The organism is Atopostipes suicloacalis DSM 15692, from assembly GCF_900129085.1.
GTDB lineage: Bacteria > Bacillota > Bacilli > Lactobacillales > Carnobacteriaceae_A > Atopostipes > Atopostipes suicloacalis.
Genome location: NZ_FQUF01000012.1, coordinates 50,792 through 65,321 on the forward strand (window position 1 = coordinate 50,792; position 14,530 = coordinate 65,321).

Annotated in this window: 13 protein-coding genes, 2 tRNA genes, 2 rRNA genes and 1 riboswitch; of the genes, 6 read left to right on the forward strand and 11 right to left on the reverse strand. The window is 34.5% G+C overall.

Translation table 11 applies throughout. The features are described 5' to 3' along the window. Nucleotides 1-136: 136 nt before the first annotated feature. Nucleotides 137-1,393, reverse strand: coding sequence for a prolyl oligopeptidase family serine peptidase (locus tag BUB96_RS04870; protein WP_073297204.1), 1,257 nt, complete (start codon nt 1,391-1,393; stop codon nt 137-139). A gap of 1,208 nt (nt 1,394-2,601) precedes the next feature. On the opposite strand from BUB96_RS04870, the gene BUB96_RS04880 reads away from it, so the two are divergent. From BUB96_RS04880 to BUB96_RS04895, 4 genes are read left to right on the forward strand one after another with little or no spacing between them, the layout of a single operon-like run. After that, nucleotides 2,602-3,486, forward strand: a complete 885-nt coding sequence (locus tag BUB96_RS04880; protein ID WP_073297210.1) for an aspartate carbamoyltransferase catalytic subunit — start codon at nt 2,602-2,604, stop codon at nt 3,484-3,486. Next, on the forward strand, nt 3,486-4,751 hold the full coding sequence (locus tag BUB96_RS04885; RefSeq protein WP_073297213.1) for a dihydroorotase: 1,266 nt from the start codon (nt 3,486-3,488) through the stop codon (nt 4,749-4,751). The genes BUB96_RS04880 and BUB96_RS04885 overlap by 1 nt, the downstream gene beginning before the upstream one ends. Continuing rightward, nucleotides 4,748-5,467: a dihydroorotate dehydrogenase electron transfer subunit gene (locus BUB96_RS04890; RefSeq protein ID WP_073297216.1), complete on the forward strand. Its 720-nt coding sequence runs from the start codon at nt 4,748-4,750 to the stop codon at nt 5,465-5,467. The genes BUB96_RS04885 and BUB96_RS04890 overlap by 4 nt, the downstream gene beginning before the upstream one ends. Further along, complete coding sequence (locus BUB96_RS04895; protein ID WP_073297221.1) at nt 5,464-6,381, forward strand: dihydroorotate dehydrogenase; 918 nt, start codon at nt 5,464-5,466, stop codon at nt 6,379-6,381. Before BUB96_RS04890 ends, BUB96_RS04895 begins: the two co-directional genes overlap by 4 nt. 100 nt (nt 6,382-6,481) lie before the next feature. On the opposite strand, the gene BUB96_RS04900 is transcribed toward BUB96_RS04895, so the two are convergent. Further along, nucleotides 6,482-7,246: a hypothetical protein gene (locus tag BUB96_RS04900; RefSeq protein ID WP_073297224.1), complete on the reverse strand. Its 765-nt coding sequence runs from the start codon at nt 7,244-7,246 to the stop codon at nt 6,482-6,484. A gap of 232 nt (nt 7,247-7,478) precedes the next feature. Here BUB96_RS04900 and BUB96_RS04905 point away from each other — a divergent pair, with 232 nt between their 5' ends. Further along, nucleotides 7,479-8,090 (forward strand): TetR/AcrR family transcriptional regulator, encoded by a 612-nt coding sequence (locus BUB96_RS04905; protein WP_073297227.1) that lies wholly within the window; start codon nt 7,479-7,481, stop codon nt 8,088-8,090. Nucleotides 8,091-8,106: 16 nt separating this feature from the next. Further along, entirely contained in the window at nt 8,107-8,538 is a 432-nt protein-coding gene (locus BUB96_RS04910) for a DUF2871 domain-containing protein (RefSeq protein ID WP_073297230.1), read from the forward strand. 44 nt (nt 8,539-8,582) lie between these two features. Here BUB96_RS04910 and BUB96_RS04915 read toward each other — a convergent pair whose 3' ends face one another. From BUB96_RS04915 to BUB96_RS04950, 9 genes are all read right to left on the reverse strand, one after another. Then, nucleotides 8,583-10,007 (reverse strand): NAD-dependent succinate-semialdehyde dehydrogenase, encoded by a 1,425-nt coding sequence (locus BUB96_RS04915; protein ID WP_073297235.1) that lies wholly within the window; start codon nt 10,005-10,007, stop codon nt 8,583-8,585. Nucleotides 10,008-10,490: 483 nt separating this feature from the next. Next, entirely contained in the window at nt 10,491-10,949 is a 459-nt protein-coding gene (locus BUB96_RS04920) for a hypothetical protein (RefSeq protein ID WP_073297239.1), read from the reverse strand. After that, nucleotides 10,949-11,788, reverse strand: a complete 840-nt coding sequence (locus BUB96_RS04925; RefSeq protein ID WP_073297242.1) for a DUF3100 domain-containing protein — start codon at nt 11,786-11,788, stop codon at nt 10,949-10,951. The genes BUB96_RS04920 and BUB96_RS04925 overlap by 1 nt, the downstream gene beginning before the upstream one ends. A 50-nt stretch (nt 11,789-11,838) precedes the next feature. After that, nucleotides 11,839-12,696: an amidohydrolase family protein gene (locus tag BUB96_RS10455; RefSeq protein ID WP_200789041.1), complete on the reverse strand. Its 858-nt coding sequence runs from the start codon at nt 12,694-12,696 to the stop codon at nt 11,839-11,841. Next, a complete protein-coding gene (locus BUB96_RS10620; RefSeq protein ID WP_200789044.1) occupies nt 12,681-13,181 on the reverse strand; it encodes an amidohydrolase family protein in 501 nt (166 codons plus the stop codon). The genes BUB96_RS10455 and BUB96_RS10620 overlap by 16 nt, the downstream gene beginning before the upstream one ends. 184 nt (nt 13,182-13,365) lie before the next feature. Next, nucleotides 13,366-13,465, reverse strand: a riboswitch (purine riboswitch). Nucleotides 13,466-13,971: 506 nt separating this feature from the next. Next, a tRNA-Thr gene (locus BUB96_RS04935) sits at nt 13,972-14,044 on the reverse strand. A 23-nt stretch (nt 14,045-14,067) separates the two neighbouring features. Continuing rightward, nucleotides 14,068-14,140: transfer RNA gene (locus BUB96_RS04940), tRNA-Asn, on the reverse strand. A 41-nt stretch (nt 14,141-14,181) separates the two neighbouring features. Then, a 5S ribosomal RNA gene (rrf, locus tag BUB96_RS04945) occupies nt 14,182-14,297 on the reverse strand. Nucleotides 14,298-14,381: 84 nt separating this feature from the next. Beyond that, nucleotides 14,382-14,530: ribosomal RNA gene (locus BUB96_RS04950) — 23S ribosomal RNA — on the reverse strand; the annotation flags it as partial.

Below are 14,530 nucleotides of genomic sequence, written 5' to 3' on the forward strand. Positions count from 1 at the left end.
AGGCGTAGAATCGACGCTATTAGATATAACTTACACTCTATGTCTAATAGGCGTTATTTCAGCGACCATTTCATAAACAAAATTTAAGAAACTGACAATTATTCATCTTGAACTGACAATATATTTAATCATCGAATCATCTAGAAGCTAACCACTCAAACAATGATATATCTTGGTCTTTTACTTCATCGTTATATACGTAAATCCATGACCAATGATCATTATATTTATAAGACTTATTATCTTTTGTTTTATATTTTCCGCTAGTATCCACTATATTCTCAAAGGTTGTTACTTTTATTTCTTTAGCTCCTAAATGATTCAGTCTTTCTGCTATACTTTTTGCTGTTTTTTCAAATGAAACAACAGGATCGTTCTCTCCATGTATAAACCAAATGGGGATTTCTTTTATACGCTCCAATTTTTCATCACTCACCCACTCAGAGGCATAAGCTTGACAAATTGGGAAGGCCGCTGTAAACAATTCCGGATTTTCTAAAAGCAAGTTCATTGTCATATAGCCTCCGTTAGAACCTCCTCCTAAATATATTCTATCCGTATCTATAGGATTTTTATCAATATACTCTTCTATCAAAGCGATTAAAGCTTTTGTATATTTACTTTGTCCTGTTTTCGTATACTCACCTTCGCCACTATCCATCCACATAGTGGGCGCTTGTGGAATCAAAACATAGGCTCCATCAAAATAGGACTGTATGTCATCTGAGACTAAAGCAACGACTTTATTTCCATATAAGACGATTCTAGGATCTGTTCCCCCTTCACCAGCTCCATGGAGTAAAATAATAAGTGGATGTTTAGATTTCTTGGTATCTGGCGTAAAAAAAGCATATGTCAGATTAATATCTCCATAATCTTCATCTTCATAATTAAATTCACTATATTCAAAAAGTGATGCTTCTGGTTCTAATACCTCTGTACAGTCGGCTGGTTTTAAAACGAATCCTTCAATTTTTTCTCCAGTCAAATTATAAATAGGTTGTGACATCGTTACTTTATACTCTATAGGTTCATAAGTATTAAGACCCGTTTCAAAACTATATTTAAAAGGATTTGTAAAAATATTGTCTGGATGCACACTTAATTCTAGTGTCACATACTGAGAGCTACCCTGCAGTTTATTCCCCTTTTCATCAGAAAGATAATATTCCGGCATTCCAACTTCTTCATTACCTACTTCCGTCTTTACTTCTTTCGAAGACGGCTCATAAGCTTCATAATTCTTTTTCGCTTCAACTTTAAAATCAGTATTTGAAAGATCGTTCACCTCTGATTTTAAATCAATAATCATTTTCCAATAGCCTGGGCCCCAGTCAAAGCCTTTAGTTACTAGCTTAAATGTGGGTCTATTTTCATTATGCTCTTCTACCATTATTTTCCCCTATTCTTTTCTTCACTCATATTTTAAAAAAATTTTATGTAAATTTTAGTATAAAGCGCTTAAATAGAATCTTATTATATTTTATAACACATTCTGCTATTTCTCTATTTTATTTTCAATTAACGAATGAAGCTTGAAGTTCTCTTTGTCAATTTTATAACTGAAAGTGAAGAGTAGCGACAATACGGCCAGTAAATCTAAAAACTTACTGGTTCTTTCAAATGAGTCCCTTTTAAAGGATAAAATAGAACTCGCCACATAAAAGACTAAAGCCAAAATAATCTTTAAGAGAAACTTTATAAAAGAAGAAAGAGATTTAAAATCAGTGATTTGATTTTAAATCTCTTTTTATTTTAATTTCTACATATTTTACCTCTTTATCCCAATATAAAGTCGATTTTTTCCTTTATCACACACTTATTCGTAATTTGTGTGCGGTGGAACCTCCTAGCGCGCAATTTTTCGTAATTTGTGCGTGATACAACCTCGTTGCACGCAATTATTTGCGATTTGTGTGCGGTACAATCTTCAGCACGCAATTTTTTACGATTTGTGTGCGGTATAATCTCCAGCGCGCAATTTTTCGTAATTTATGCGTGATACAGCCCCGTTACACACAATTATTCGCGATTTGTGCGTGATACTGCCTTATTGCACGCAATTTTTCGTAATTTGTGCGTGATACAGCCCCGTTACACACAATTATTCGCGATTTGTGCGTGATACTGCCTTATTGCACGCAATTTTTTCGCAGTTTGTGTGCGGTGGCTAATTTATCAACTTTTTAAGTATATTTAGACGCTGCAAAAATTTTACAAGTGAATTAAATTATAGGAGATTCATCGTATTGAGGATGGGGTTGACCAAAAAAGAAATAATTTTTCCTTGACATTTCTCGAAAAATTATTTATACTTCTGAAAGTTTGATTAAGAATACATTTGGAGGCGGGAAGAATATGAAGACAGATAAGTTGACGTGCACATTAGATTTTAATCATCTTTCGAGTGTTTTCATTTTTCCTGATTTATTTCAAAATAAAAAATTTAATAGTTGTATTGGTTGGATATTCTTTCCTTCCAACCTTCTTACTATCGTGGTTGATCTTATTGATTTCAATCGCGATATTTTTTTGTCCAAAATTAATCAAACTAAAGTAACAGACATCATTTACTTGTGAATATGAAAGGAGATCATCATCATGAGACATTTTCTAGAGGTGGAACAATTTAAATCAGAGGAATTTATTGGGTTAGCTGAAAGAGGAATCGAAATTAAAAATGGAGCTTCTTTAAATAAAAACGGAAAAAGTATTGTGAATATGTTTTTTGAAAGTAGCACACGTACGAAAATGAGTTTCGAAGTGGCAGAGAAGCAAATGGATTTTCATACATATAATTTCGATGTGACAACAAGTGCAGTCAATAAAGGAGAAAGTCTCTATGATTCCATTCTTACCATGAAAGCTCTTGGAATGGATATTGCAGTCATTCGGCATCAAAATAATGCGTATTACAAAGACTTGTTGGATATTGGTATTTCCATTGTTAATGCAGGAAGTGGAAGTGGAGAACATCCTTCTCAATGTCTATTGGATCTGATGACGATTGTCGAAGAATTTGGAAGTATACAGGGACGGAAAATTGCGATTGTTGGTGATTTAAAACATAGTCGTGTAGCTAGAAGTAATGCAAAAATTTTACACGAATTGGGTGCGACTCTTTATTTTTGTAGTCCTGAAGAATATTATGATGACGACTTCGAAAATTATGGAACGTATCAAATGATTGATGAAGTCATTTCCGAAGTGGATGTTTTAATGATGTTACGTATTCAATTTGAACGACATACGAGTAAGGCTCGATATATTGATACGGAGGCCGCTTATTTAAGAGATTATGGACTCAATCAAAAAAGATATCAGCAGCTAAAAAAGGATGCGATTATTATGCACCCTGCTCCGGTTAACCGAGATGTTGAAATTGAGTCAAGTCTCGTTGAAAGTGAAAAGTCTCGAATTGTTCGACAGATGGAAAATGGGGTGTTTGCGCGAATGGCTATTTTAGAATGGGTGAAAGGTGAATAATGACAATATTACTTAAAAATGCCAATATTATTGAAGAAGACAATCAATTAGAGTTAGTCAATGTATTAATTCAAGATAAAAAAATTAATACAATAGATAATAAAGAGCATGAAGCAGATAAAGTTATTGATCTAAAAGGGAAATTATTGATGCCTGGGTTAGTAGATGTCCATGTTCATTTAAGAGAACCGGGTTTCACAGATAAAGAAACCATAAAAACAGGGACAAAAGCAGCAGCTAAGGGAGGTTTCACAACTATTTGTGCGATGCCCAATACCAACCCTATTCCCGATACTGTCGAAAAATATCGGGAGATTGAAGCTTTAATTGAAAAAGATGCGCTTGTAAAAGTTCAGCAATATGCACCGATTACCCAAAAACTAGTGAGTGGTGAATTGGTAGATTTCAAAGAAATTAATGCTTTTGCTTATACCAATGATGGCGTTGGCGTTCAAACAGCTTCGGTGATGTATGAAGCGATGCTACAAACTCAGGAAAATAATAAAAGCATTGTAGCTCATACAGAAGATAATTCCCTTTTATATGGTGGCGTGATGCATGAGGGAAACAAAAATAAAGAACTTGGTCTAAAAGGAATAATAAGCGCAACTGAAAGTTCTCAAATAGCTAGAGATGTCATCTTAGCTCAAGAAACAAAGGTACACTATCACGTCTGCCATGTCTCCAGTAAAGAGAGTGTTGCCGCCATTAAAATGGGGAAAGCGATTGGTGCAAATGTGACTTCTGAAGTCTCTCCTCATCATTTATTGTTATGCGAAGATAATATTAAAGAAAATAACGGAGCTTATAAGATGAATCCGCCTCTAAGAGCTCGTGAAGATAAAGAAGCCTTAATTCAAGCATTGTTGGATGGTGATATTGAGATTATCGCTACCGATCATGCACCTCATACTCAAGAAGAAAAAGCTTTAGGTTTTGACGGACCTTTTGGAATTATTGGTTTAGAAACGGCCTTTCCTTTACTTTATACCGAATTTGTTGAAAAACAAAAAATCTTCACCTTAGAACAATTACAAAATTGGATGAGTATTAAGCCTAAAGAGCTTTTCAACCTTCAAGGAAACTTTATGAAAATCGGAGATCTTGCAGATTTTGCGGTGTTTGATTTAGAAACAGAAGTAACTATTAATGAAAACTTTATTCATTCCAAATCAAGCAACACACCCTTTATGAATCAGCGAGTAAAAGGTGCCTGTGTGTTGACCATGGTAGAAGGACAAATTGTATATCAGGAGGGCTTATGAAAATAATATCTAATAATTGCATCGCAAAAGATACTTATGAGCTGATTTTAGATGCTCGGGAGATCAAAGAGATAAAAGCCGGACAATTTATGCATTTGAAGTCTGGAAGAGACGATTTAATTTTAAGAAGACCGATTAGTATCGCTTCTTACAACGAAGAAGAATTAAATCTTGTCTACAAAGTCATTGGCGAAGGGACAAAAGCAATGTCTCTTTTTGAGCCAGGTGAGGAAGTAGATGCTTTAGGACCTCTGGGAAATGGATTTGATCTTTTAGATGTTGAAGAAGTTTTAATTGTCGGCGGCGGCATGGGCGTGGCCCCTTTATACCAACTAGCAAAAGAATTTACGCATAAAAATATCAGAGTTACTTCTGTCTTAGGATTTGGGTCAGCTGACATGGCCTATTATATTGAAAAGTTTCAAGTCTTAGGCGAAGTCATTATCACTACAGATGACGGTTCTATGGGAGTTAAAGGAAATGTAGGAAATGTGATTGATGAACTGAAAGAGTTTGATGCTATCTATGCTTGTGGGCCTTGGCCTTTACTTTATTATCTTCAAATGACATTTGACGATCATCCCCATCTTTACGTTTCTCTAGAAGAAAGAATGGCTTGTGGGATTGGCGCTTGTTATGCGTGCGACACTAAAGATAAAAAGCATAGAATTTGTACAGATGGTCCCGTATTTAATATAAAAGAGGTGGAATTATGAATCAATTAAAAGTAAGTTTACCAGGTTTAGAATTGAAAAATCCAATTATTCCAGCAAGTGGATGCTTTGGATTTGGGGAAGAATTTTCAAAGTTTTATGATTTGAGTATACTGGGCGCCATTATGGCGAAAGCTGTTACTCTAGAGGAACGTGTCGGCAATGATTTACCAAGAGTTGCAGAAACAACTTCAGGTATGCTTAATGCAATCGGACTTAAAAATCCTGGTTTAGAAGTTATTTTAAACGAAAAATATCCTTTTTTAGCTCAATTTGATGTACCAATCATTGCAAATGTGGCTGGAGCCACGGAAGAAGAATATATAGAAGTTTGTAAAAGAATCCACGAAGCACCCAATGTTAAAGCCATTGAATTAAATATCTCTTGTCCAAATGTTTCTGAAGGTGGCGTGGCTTTTGGAACTGATCCAACAGTCGCAAAACGACTAACTAAAAAAGTCAAAGCCGTCACAGATTTACCTCTTTATGTTAAATTATCCCCTAATGTCTCAAGTATTGTGGAAATCGCAAAAGCAGTTGAAGAAGGTGGAGCCGATGGAATTACTATGATTAACACTTTAACCGGTATGCGGATTGATCTTCACACAGGTAAACCAATCCTTGCGAATAAAACAGGTGGCTTAAGTGGACCCGCTATTAAACCAATCGCGATTCGTATGATTTATGAAGTAGCGCGTGCAGTCGATATTCCAATTATTGGGATGGGTGGCGTCGAGACGGTAGATGATGTGATTGAAATGTATCTAGCTGGCGCAAGTGCTGTTGCTGTAGGAACCGCCAATTTACATAATCCTATGATTTGTAAAGAGCTTATTGAAGCTCTTCCTGCAAAACTAGACGAATTAGGTTATCAATCTATTGAACACTTAATCGACGAGGTTAAGAAAAATAGCTAATCGAATAAGATATACAGAATAATTTTACAAACTCTGCTTCACAACAAATTTAGTTGTGTACTTATCCTAAATATTGGGGAATAATTATTCATGACATTCATTACAAGTTCATCGATAATTTTTCCCCTTTTTTATAAACATTCAATAACTCTTGCCCGTATACATTTGCAATCTGCTCTTTCCAATCTTTTCCCTTTGTTATCCCACTTTTAATAACCGGTTGAATCCATTGATTTGTTGGTAATAATCTCAACAAACGACTTCTCGCAAACTTCGAGAATAATAAATTTCTACCAAATAATACAGCTAATTCAGCTTGATATTCTTTCGCCTCTACTGGTAACAGCATTGTATTTAGATTATTTCGATTACCTAAAAATAAATCAGTTTCTATAAAATCATTTTTCAAATCAAGGGTTATTTGTTTACGTGCAGCAAAAATTTTCTCAGGAAGACGAACTGCCCAGATCATTCCTTGCTTTTGACAAGCATCTAAAAACTGTAAAATAGCTATTTCAGAAGGTGTTAATTTATAAAAGTAGTCTTCTACCTTTGGATTTTCAAATAAAACAGTAAGCTTCTTCGCTAAGCTTCCTAAGTCAGCTGGATTCCCAAAATTAATGAATAGTTGTTGGGCATTTTCTAACCACAGAGGATGATCTGCCAGTCGTAAAGTCAGCCATTCGAGAGTTTTGGCTTGTTGTTTTCTCTGTAATAAGGCATATAAGCTTGTCCCAGCATGTGAATAATTATAAGCAATTAATTTTACAGAAGGTGGCAGACTTTGCTTCAATTTATTGATTAATTGTTTTTCCATTAGTTTCCGTGAATCTAAATAATAATTTAAGTCATGATGATTGTCCACTTTTAATTTCCCCTATCTTTGGATTTATACCCATTCAATCAAACCCATTCATAAATAACAAGTCAAACAAATAATAATAAAGTTAAACAGTTCTTTCACTCTTCTCGAAAAATAAATACTATTTTTAAATTTCTGATAAAAAGCTACCTTTTCACAAAGTGACAAACCGTCACTTTTCTGATATACTATTTATCAAAATGACTTTTAATAAATTTTGACTAGGAGGTTGCAAATGCCTAAAACGACTTTTCTTAACTTAAATAAAGATAAATCAGAAAAAGTCACGAACATATTACTGGATATATTTTATGATAAAAATGTCAGTCAAGTGACTGTTTCAGAAATTGTAGAAGCACTCGAAATGTCTAGAGGTGCCTTTTATAAATACTTTGTGGATATTTATGACGCTTACTATACAATAGCTAAACAATGTGCCTATCAAGTTCACACCAGTATTATGCAATTTATAAAAGAAAATGAGTATGACTTTATGCTTGGTCTAGAAAATTATCTTGCTTGGTGTGCGGATCTTGATCCATCTAGTTATGAATGGAAAAGCATTCAAATGCTTAGTTTAAGCAATGCAAATGTCTATGCTAAGAGGCCTACCACGAGTGAAGATCTTTTACATTCAGAGATGGTTAAAGATTGGTTAGTACTACTCAATAAAAAAGAAATTCTTTTTAAAACTAAAGAAGAAGCCTTATATTTCCTATATTTTATTGAACACCTTGTCATAACCTCTCTACAAGATTTTATCGTAAATGACTGGTCAAAAGATGAACTCATGAAAGATTTCTCTTATAAGAAAAATTGGGTCATCCATGGAATTCAAAATAAATAAATGGAGATGATAACAAATGAAAAAAATTACCTACTCAAGTTTAGGATATACTCCTTTTGGGCTACTAGTTGGTGTTTTTTACAGAGAATTTCCAAAATTTATACAAACCCCAGAAGCAATCGTTGGAAGCCAACTAAGTGTCGTACACACCCATTCATTAACCTTAGGCACTTTTTTCTTTTTATTTGCTCTAATTCTTACTAAATTATTTCATTTAGATGAACACAAGCACTTCAATAATTTTTTTATCACTTACCATATCGGCCTCGGTCTTACGATTCTAGTTATGCTCGTCCATGGAATCTACGTTACCCTCGGAAATGACCCTCATGCCGCCTTTTCAGGAATTGCTGGCGTTGGTCATATTATCTTAACGATTGGTTTAGGTTTGTTCTTTTACATATTAATTCAGAGTGTAGATAAGAATCAAAATAAAGTGAATGAATAAAAAAAGCTACGAACATTTTTTATGTTCGTAGCTTTCTTATTCTTTTATTCAAGGTCTTGTGTTGCAATTAAGCCGCCTGCTATATTTTCCATATCTGGTTCATCTGCCTTGATAATAAGTTTTTCATTGACAAAAGCCATTAATCCAGTGCGACTCATTTCCCGACCATAACCAGAACGTTTCACACCACCAAACGGTAATTCAGGTAAAGAATAGCGGATGTTATTCACAAAAACCATTCCTGTTTCAATCTTAGCAGCCACTTCTGCCCCATGATCAGCATCTCCAGCAAATACAATCCCACCCAATCCATATGGGGAATCATTTGCTAACTCGATTGCTTCTTCTTCTGAGGTTACTTTGTAAACAACAGCCACTGGTCCAAATAATTCCGTTGTATGTGCTGGATTATCCCGATTGATATCCGTTAAAATTGTCGGCATAAAAAACTGCCCCTCTAAATCATAACTTTCATTTCCATAAGCGACTTGAGCACCAGCTGCAACTGCTTCGTCTACTTGTTCCTGCAACTCTTCTTTTGCTTCTTTCGTATTCATAGGAGCTAGAGTTGTTTCAGGGTCTAGTGGGTCTCCTGGTTTCAACTTATTAAAATTATCTTTTAGTCGCTGGATAAATTCATCATAGACGTCTTCCATGACAATAAATCGTTTCGAAGAAGTACATTCTTGCCCTGCATTATATATTCGTGAACGCCAAGCAATATCAGCGACATGATCCATATTTGCATCCGATAAGACAATAAATGGATCCATTCCTCCTAATTCTAAAGTGGTTTGTTTTAAGTGTTCTCCAGCTGTGGTCGCAATAGATTTTCCTCCACGCTCAGAACCTGTTAAAGCAGCTCCCTGAACTCGTGGATCTGCAATCGCATCAGCTACTTGATCATAGTTCAAAAACAAATTCTTCAATGACCCTTCAGGAGTTCCCGCTTCTAAAATTACATCTGCCATTAATTGTGCAGAAGAAGGTGTATTTGAAGCATGTTTTAGAATCATCGGATTCCCCACTAAAAAGTTTGGCGCAAACACTCGCATGATTTGATAATAAGGGAAATTCCAAGGTTCAACCATCATAATAACACCCGTTGATTGATAGTGAACTTCTGCAATCCCGTTTGCACCTGTTTCAATTTTTTCGGGCATCAACATTTCTGCACCATTATCTGCATACCATTCCGCGATAATCGCACATAATTCAACTTCCCCTTCAGCTTCAGCTAATAATTTTCCCATTTCAATGGTTGCTGTACGAGCCAGTTCATCTGAACGTTCTCGAATTTTCGCAGCAACTTGATGCAATAATTCAGCTCGTTCTTTAATATCTTGTACTTTGAATTTTTGATACAATTCATGTCCTTTTTGTAATGCATCCTCTAATTGCTGATTTGTCGCATCTGAATATTCTTTGACCACTTCATTTGTGTACGGATTAACTGTTTGATAAGCCATTAAAAAATCCTCCTTATATTTTTTATTAACCGCTTACATCGTCAATTTCAGTGTAACAAAAAATAATAAAAGTTGATACCAAAATCATTAGAAAGGAGTAAGTTATTTAAATTTTATCTTTAGAGTTCGTACACGGTTTATTTTATTAACTAGTTGTTTCAATCCTTTTTCATGATGACGTGGATAATATTTTCCTAAAGACTGAAAAGTCGGTGGCCAATCAGAGGTAAATCATTAAATCAAAAAAGATAAGGATTAAAAACCCCTGTCTTATAAAAGTGTCCTTACCTTTCTCAGCAAAATATTGTATGACTTCTTGTTAATAGCCATTTATCTCTTTCAATTGATTCGTCGTCCTCTCCTAATCTCACGGTGGAAAAAACAATGATCATCTGAAGCATCACAATCATAGATAACAAAAAAACAATCCTCAAAAGATTAGAATCTTTACTCTAATTTTTGAGAATTGTTTAATTTTAAAATTTATATTGCTCCTGTAAGTTTTAAAACAACATGAGCAATTGTTACGGATCCTAGAAATGTTCCTGTTATGACAAAAATGGTTAGGATCACCAATTTCCAACTCATTTTAGCAAAATCTTTAATATCTTTTCCTAATGAAATACCTGCAAAAGCGCCTAGTGCTGTGGTAGGGGCTAAGAAAGCAACATTCGATGTTGTGCCAATTACTAGCTCACTTACAGGTGAAACTGGTGAAGCTAATAATAAACCTAATAAAGAGACATACATCATTGCGGGTAATTTTATAAATCGACTCATAATTTTATTAATTATCAAGCCCATTAAAGCAATGATAGCTAAAACACCTACACCCAATATCGAGTCTCTAATTGGCATACTATATCCTAATATATTTGTCATTATAATAATTGTAGAGACTAATATTAATAAAAATGCTTGTTCCGATATTATTTTTTTCATTACTTAACTTCTCCTTTGGCGAGGGTTCTTTTAGCTTTTTTTGCAGCTCTTGCTTCTACACCAATCTTTGGTTCTAAAATATTGTATAACCATTTTGTGAATGGAAATGCGACAAAAACAGCCATATATATTCCGGTAATTCCTGTAAGCATATCACTTACTCCGCCCATCAAAATAATATCCTCTGCAAACTCTGGATAAATTCTTCCTAATGTACCCGTAGAAGCAGACATCATCACTCCACTACCTACACCTGAGGCCATACCTAATGCAAGTGGATGGAAGATATTCCATGAAGCAACAATACTCGATAATAAACCAATGAAAATTGTCCCTACTACTGAACCAACAATATAAACACCAAATGTTCCTTTTGTCTCCGGTGCATTTGGTCCATAAATATCAGTTGTAAGTGCTAAGTTAGAATCACGATTGACTGAATAGCATGCCCCAATCGCTTCTCTCCCCAAACCTAATAATAAAGCTAAAGGTAATGAGAATAAAATAGTTGCTAAGTTCCCAAATTCCTGCAGAAGCAATGCTGGACCTACTGCCACTAATTTTGATAAATTTGCACCTGCTGATATTCCCATTTTTGCCATGAAAGGTGCTAATGTTATCAATACTAAACTTCCACCCAGCTCCGCTTCTTCTTTAGTGAAGAATTTTAAAATTTGCGGTCCTAATATACTTCCAGCAATAATTAAAAAAACCATAGGTAAAATAACAACCTGTCCAGCTCCTACATCAAATTGTAAAGTACCAATTGAATCAAAAACAACTACTAATATTAAAGTGACGAAATAGATTTTTGCATACTGTTTTATACGAAGTTTCATATTTTTCTCCTTTAGAAATTTAGTTAGTTGCTAAACATTTAAAAAAATGTTTAAATTCCAGCTTTAATTGTTAGTTTTTTTAATGCTTCTCTACCTTCATAGATAATTTTTTCTTCATCTAAAGTAAGAACTTCTCGATTCCTCATTATTATTTTCCCATCGACAATCATATCTTTTACATCTGTATGGTTAACAGCTTCTACCAGAGTATTGACTAAATTGTGTGAAGGATAAATATGTGGCTGATTAAGATCTATAGAGATTAAATCCGCTTTTTTACCCACTGTTATTGAACCTAATTTATCTTCATTAAATGTAGTCTGAGCACCACCTTTTATTGCTAGATTTAATAATGTTTTTGCAGGCATGATCAGTGGATCATATGTCGGTACACCATAGCCAATATGCATTGCGGAGCGAAAAACTTTCATTTCATTAAAGAGACTTAATCCTGCATGTGCTGTACCGTCAGTTCCCAATCCTACTTTTATATTCGATTGTAAAAGTCTTGGTGTCTTTGGCATACCTTTTCCAAGATTACTAATCGGACAGTGCACCACTTTTATATCATTTTTTTGAATAAGATCTATTTCATTTTCTGATAATAAGATACTATGTGCACTTACTAAATTAGGACCCAAAACACCTAAAGAATCTAAATATTCAATTGGCCTTTTTTGGTGATGCTCAAGTGAATAATTTATCTCATTTGGATATTCATTCATGTGAACATGGACGTTTGTTTGATATTCATCTGCCATTTCAAATATTTTAAGCACTACGTCTTCCGAACAACTAATTAACGTTCGAAGAGAAAACCAAATGCTTAAACGACCATCTCCAGCACCATGGTAGGTATTATATAAATCAGTATTTCTGTTAATTACTTCTTTTATTGTTGATAACATATTTTTTGGAACAGAAGAGTCATTATCCATAGTAGATGGCGTAATCGCTCCCTTAGCCCTGACGCAATAACCACTGAAGCTACTTCGTCCATATACATACCACCCGCATCAGAAAATGAAGTTGTCCCAGATTTAATCATTTCAAGATTCGCGAGCTGAGAACTTATTCGAACATCTTCTGGTGTGAGGCTACTTTCAAACGGAACCATGATTCGTTTCCAAATCATTGGAAGTTGATCCATAATTTTCCCTCTTAGTAATTGTTGGCATATGTGCGTATGTGCATCAATTAATCCAGGCATGAAAATTTTATGTTTTCCATTGATTGTTTCAGAACTTATATAATCTTGTTCAATTACTTCTTTTTTATCTACTGCAACAATACGTGAATCTTTTATTGCAATCGACATATTTTCTTCTATTTCAAACTCCTCTGTTAAAAGAAGACAATTTTTTATTACAATATCACATTTTATTCGATTCATCCGTTACTCCTAAATAAAGTCTGTTATTTTTATTTACTTCAATATAATTCTTTATAGGTAAAAAAACAAAAAGCCCAGACGGGTAGGCTGAATGAAACCTACCCATCTGGGCTTTTATCCCTGTGGTGTAATGCCAATCCATAGCATTTGTATCGCTTGGACCAGCAAGAATAAATCTCCGGAACCCTAGATACACTTTCTTCATAGACAATGATTATCGGTCATTAGTAGAAACTTCTCATCCATATTATGAGAATTATATGAAATAAAGATAAATGTTATTATTTATTACTATCAAATAATAACACAGAAGAAAAAGAAGTCAAGATAATATTCGCTTTTATATCATTTTTTTAAGTTTTTATAAAATAAATACATAAAAACACGAACATTATAACTTTTAAATTAATTTTTATTCATTTATACCAATGTAATCCTACAATTTGAACTGCTCCTATCAAGTAGATAACTAGATAAATAAAATATATCACTCAATATCATAGTTTAATACTTCAAATGTATTATCTTTATTTAGTCGATACATTTCTCCTTTAACAATTTCTACCGTGTTACAATTAGATTTAGAGCCTAAAGCAATTCAAGAAAGATTAAATTAAGGTATAGTAGATTATCAACTATCATGAAGATATGTACGTATATTTTAACTAGTGTATAGAAGCGATTTCAACAAAATGTTCCGTTTTTTTAGATAGATAACGATTAGGCTGCTATTCGATAATAATCCAGAAAAACAAAAAAAGACAAGGGTTAAAAACCCCTGTCCTATCAAAGCCACTTGCCGGAATCGAACCGGCGACCTCATCCTTACCATGGATGCGCTCTACCTACTGAGCTAAAGCGGCAAATACTATTTTTTATATAAAAACTCCGCAAGCAGGACTCGAACCTGCGACAGCGTGATTAACAGTCACGTGCTCTACCGACTGAGCTATTGCGGAATAATAAATCGATATTCAATTCATCTTAAATAATAAAAAAAGAACGGCAACGTCCGGCTTTCACAAGGGGAAACCCCTCACTATCCTCGGCGCAAAGAAGCTTAACGGCTGTGTTCGGCATGGGAACAGGTGGATCCTTCTTGCAATAGTCACCGTACTTATTTATTTTGAGAACGTTGTTCTCTCAAAACTAAACAGCTGATTCGACGCACCACAACACCTTACCTTTAACCCAACTTTGTTGGTTAAGTCCTCGACCGATTAGTACTGGTCCGCTCCATCTATCACTAGACTTCCACTTCCAGCCTATCTACCTGATCGTCTTTCAGGGGTCTTACTTCCTTAAAGGAATGGGAGATCTCATCTTAAAGGGGGCTTCACGCTTAGATG

Bases quoted from the DNA above. Each gene is read 5' to 3' on its own strand.
- BUB96_RS04870 (WP_073297204.1), bottom strand. From the start codon at position 1,393: ATGGTAGAAGAGCATAATGAAAATAGACCCACATTTAAGCTAGTAACT.
- BUB96_RS04880 (WP_073297210.1), top strand. From the start codon at position 2,602: ATGAGACATTTTCTAGAGGTGGAACAATTTAAATCAGAGGAATTTATT.
- BUB96_RS04885 (WP_073297213.1), top strand. From the start codon at position 3,486: ATGACAATATTACTTAAAAATGCCAATATTATTGAAGAAGACAATCAA.
- BUB96_RS04890 (WP_073297216.1), top strand. From the start codon at position 4,748: ATGAAAATAATATCTAATAATTGCATCGCAAAAGATACTTATGAGCTG.
- BUB96_RS04895 (WP_073297221.1), top strand. From the start codon at position 5,464: ATGAATCAATTAAAAGTAAGTTTACCAGGTTTAGAATTGAAAAATCCA.
- BUB96_RS04905 (WP_073297227.1), top strand. From the start codon at position 7,479: ATGCCTAAAACGACTTTTCTTAACTTAAATAAAGATAAATCAGAAAAA.
- BUB96_RS04910 (WP_073297230.1), top strand. From the start codon at position 8,107: ATGAAAAAAATTACCTACTCAAGTTTAGGATATACTCCTTTTGGGCTA.
- BUB96_RS04915 (WP_073297235.1), bottom strand. From the start codon at position 10,007: ATGGCTTATCAAACAGTTAATCCGTACACAAATGAAGTGGTCAAAGAA.
- BUB96_RS04920 (WP_073297239.1), bottom strand. From the start codon at position 10,949: ATGAAAAAAATAATATCGGAACAAGCATTTTTATTAATATTAGTCTCT.
- BUB96_RS04925 (WP_073297242.1), bottom strand. From the start codon at position 11,788: ATGAAACTTCGTATAAAACAGTATGCAAAAATCTATTTCGTCACTTTA.
- BUB96_RS10455 (WP_200789041.1), bottom strand. From the start codon at position 12,696: ATGTTATCAACAATAAAAGAAGTAATTAACAGAAATACTGATTTATAT.
- BUB96_RS10620 (WP_200789044.1), bottom strand. From the start codon at position 13,181: ATGAATCGAATAAAATGTGATATTGTAATAAAAAATTGTCTTCTTTTA.